1 protein-coding gene and 1 pseudogene are annotated in these 4,301 nt (G+C 35.7%); both read left to right on the plus strand.

Going from position 1 to position 4,301, the window contains the following annotated elements; translation table 11 throughout:
• On the plus strand, window positions 1–764 hold a 764-nt coding region (locus B4N66_RS06405; RefSeq protein ID WP_291093256.1), incomplete at its 5' end, for a gliding motility-associated C-terminal domain-containing protein.
• A gap of 3,026 nt (window positions 765–3,790) precedes the next feature.
• A pseudogene (locus B4N66_RS06410) lies at window positions 3,791–4,301 on the plus strand (gliding motility-associated C-terminal domain-containing protein); the annotation flags it as partial.

The following is a 4,301-nucleotide window of genomic DNA, read 5'->3' on the forward strand; positions in this document are numbered from 1 at the left end:
AATGTGCTTCACCAGTAACATTAATTGTAACGGTAACAAATAATATAGTTCCTGATTTTGCCACAACTTTGACTTTGTGTTCCGGAACCACTACTCCAACGTTAAACACAACTTCTCCAAATGGAATTGTTGGAACTTGGAGTCCTGCGACCATCAATAATACAACAAGTGGAAATTATACTTTTACACCGGAACCTAATCAATGTGCTGCACCACTAATTTTGGCTGTGACGGTTACTAATTTTGATTTTACATTTAATGAAAAATGTGATGATAGAAATTTCATTATCGAAAGTATTATCGAAAATCCTTCAACTGATGCTAATTATGAGTGGACGTTGGAAAATAGTTCAACTATATTAAGTCAAGAATCATTTTTAAATGTAACAGAACTTTTGAACTCTAATGGCATTACAAACGTTTTTCCAAAAACTTTTTCATTAAAAATAGTTACTGATGAAGGTTGCGAAGAAACAAGAGAAGTCACCATTTTTAATGCTTTTTGTGGAATTCCAAAAGGAATTTCTCCAAATAATGATGGGCTAAATGATTCGTTTGATTTAACCGGTTTAGGTGTTGAAAGTATTTCTATTTTTAACAGATACGGAAGAAAAATTTACAGTAAGAATAATTATTTAAATGAATGGTATGGTCAATCAGACAACGGTCATGAATTACCTGATGGAACTTACTACTATTTACTTAATAAATCAGATGGTAAACAAGTAACCGGTTGGGTTTATATTAATCGTCAGGTTAACTAAATTCAAATATATTTTACATACTGTAATAGTTTAATTTCTTGACGAGATTGATCTGTATGATTAACTCTTTGCCTTCAAAATTAGTTCTCATTGGATTAATAACATTTACTTAATGCCCTTACATTAAACTATTAGCTTGTTTTAAATTAATTTTGTAATAATTCTTTTGATTTGAAAACTATACTTTTAAAACTTTTTCTTTTTTTCCTATTTACACAAAACACATACAGTCAATGTTTTGAAATAGAAAGTATTTTGGTCGATGCTTGTGGTGGACAAGAAGGATTTAATGAAATGGTTCGTTTTAAAGTTGGCGGAGCCCCTCTTAATACGGCAACAATGAATGTAAATTGGCCAAATAATGGTTGGCAAGGACTAGTTCAAAATGCCGTTACAGCCACAAAAGTAGCAACACTTAATACAGATATTTTAAATGCAGGTGGTTGTGGAGAATTAATTGAACCTACCGGAGGAATTCTTCCTGCTAATGCATCTGTTATTTTAGTGACAAGTTTTAATTTTGATACCACGCAGAACTCATTTGGAGCACTTACTGAAGATATTTACATTGTTTTTCAAAATAACGCAACAACAACAACTGGACATTTTGCCAATTTCGGAGCTGGCCTAAGAACATTAACGATGACTTTTGGTGCTTGTTTTGATGTAGCCACTTACGACAGAAGTCTTTTAGTTAATCCAACAGGTCAAAATGTTTCTTCTGACGGTGCTACAGTTTTGTTTACTCCTTCAGGACTTGCGACCTATGTAAACTATGGCTGTTCGGCTCCTGTTCAACCTTTTTTAGTTGACATTAACAATCCGAATATCACAGCATGTCCAGGAGATAATATTTCATTAACAGGAACAGCTGAAGGGCATGACTTTGTAGAATGGACAGCTACAAGTGGAAATTTTAATGATGCTACTTCTTTAACAACATCTTATACAATTCCTTCCAATGCTTCAGGATCAATCTTAGTAACGCTAACAGCAACCAACAGTTGTGGATTAACCATTACAGATCAAGTAACCATTACAGTTTCCCCTTCTGTTACACCCGATTTCCCTACTTCGGCTACTTATTCTCTTGGTGCTACGATTCCTGCTTTATCTGCTGTTTCTCCTAATGGTATCAACGGAACATGGAGTCCGTCAGTGGTTAGTAATACTGCTTCAGGAATATATGTTTTTACACCTAATCCAAATCAATGTGCTACAAGTATTGAATTGGTAGTAACAATAATTATCGATACACCACCCACCGGGAATCCATTACAAATAATTTGTTTTTCAGAAAACCCAACTGTGAGTTCACTAACTGCCAATGGCACAGATATTTTATGGTATGACACTGCTGTTGGAGGTACACCTTTAGATTCATCCACACCATTAGTAGAATGTCAAGTATATTTTGCTTCTCAAACCATAAATGGTGTAGAAAGCAGTGAGCGATTTGCTGTTTCAGTTACATTAATACAAACACAAATCACAGCTAGTGCCACTACTATTTGCGAAGGTGAAACAGTAAATTTATCAGTTTCAGAAACTCATTTTTCTATTGATGAATTTACTATTTTAGATTTTTCAAGTGATTATAACTGTAATCCTTCCGACACATCATTCAGTGGAAGCACTTTATTAACCGGAGCACAAAGTGGAAATTTTGTATTTAATGGAGTGCCGTTTTACATCCATCCTTGGGCAAATGCATTAAATAGCTGGAGTGCACGCTATGATTCCGGACCTAATCCTAGGTCGCTAACCTTACAACCTGATTGTAATATAATAACTGATTTTAGTTTATTTGCCAATACATATTGGGGCTCTCCCGGAATGCCAGCACTGTTAAATGTTGAGTTTTATAACAATAACCAATTGGTTTATGTTAAAGATTTAATTGGCGACGACGATATCCGAGATTTCAATAATAGTGCAGCTTTCACAAGTATGATAAATAATGTCAATACAGTAAACTATTGGACTAGTGGAAACGGAAACCGTAGATTAGACCGAATAAATATTCCTTTGCCTTCACCGATGGCAATTGATCGTATTGTAATTAATGATTTTGGCGATACGATGGTACAACGTGTGTTTGTATTGGCAACTACAGTAAGTAATCTACAATATAACATTTCTTATTTGTGGTCAACCGGAGATACAACAATGGATATTGCTGTTACACCCTCAGAAACAACAGAATATTGGGTGGATGTAACCGTAAATGGAGAAACATGTAGAGAGTTCATCACAATTAATGTAACAGAAGATATTTTGCCTCTTTTTACACAAGTAGATCCTATATGTGAAGGTGAATTTTTAGCTCCTTTACCAACCACTTCTAATAATGGCATCACCGGAAGTTGGTCACCCACTTTGAATAACTTGACGACTACCATTTATACTTTTACCCCAGATGCGGGACAGTGTGCTACTGAAACTACAATGACTATTGTTGTGAATACGAATGTCACACCTGATTTTCCAACAACACTTACCTTTTGTAGTGGAGATACTGTACCTAATTTAAATACTACTTCGCCAAACGGAATTGTGGGAACATGGAATCCATCAACGATAAATAATACAGCTAGCGGAAATTATATTTTCACTCCCAATACAAATGAGTGTGCTTTGCCGATAACATTAGTGGTAAACGTTACTACTACAATTGTTCCTGATTTTGCTACAACTTTGACATTGTGTAGTGGATCAACTGCTCCAACTTTAAATACAACTTCACCCAATGGGATTGCTGGAACTTGGAATCCATCTACTATCAATACTACCACAAGTGGAAATTATGTTTTTACACCGAATGCAAATCAATGTGCTTCGCAAGTCACTTTAATTGTAACGATTGACCCTATACTTGTTCCGAATTTTGCAACGAATTTGACGTTATGTAACGGAGCCACTCCTCCTACTCTAGATCCAACTTCACCAAATGGAATTGTTGGAACTTGGAGTCCATCCACTATTAATAATGCTGCAAGTGGAAACTATGTTTNNCATCTTTAACGTTGTGTAGCGGATCAACAGCCCCACCTTTAAATACTACTTCGCCGAATGGAATCATTGGAACATGGAATCCATCCACTATCAATACTATTACGAGCGGAAATTATATTTTCACTCCCAATACAAATGAGTGTGCTTTGCCGATAACATTAGTGGTAAACGTTACTACTACAATTGTTCCTGATTTTGCTACAACTTTGACATTGTGTAGTGGATCAACTGCTCCAACTTTAAATACAACTTCACCCAATGGGATTGCTGGAACTTGGAATCCATCTACTATCAATACTACTACAAGTGGAAATTATGTTTTTACACCGAATGCCAATCAATGTGCTTCGCAAGTCACTTTAATTGTAACGGTTGACCCTGTACTTGTTCCAAATTTTGCAACGAATTTGACGTTATGTAGCGGAGCCACTCCTCCTGCTCTAGATCCAACTTCACCAAATGGAATTGTGGGAACTTGGAGTCCATCCACTATTAATACTGCTGCAAGTGGAAACTATGTTT

It is taken from the genome of Flavobacterium sp. UBA2787, assembly GCA_002352205.1.
Classification (GTDB): Bacteria; Bacteroidota; Bacteroidia; order Flavobacteriales; family Flavobacteriaceae; genus Flavobacterium.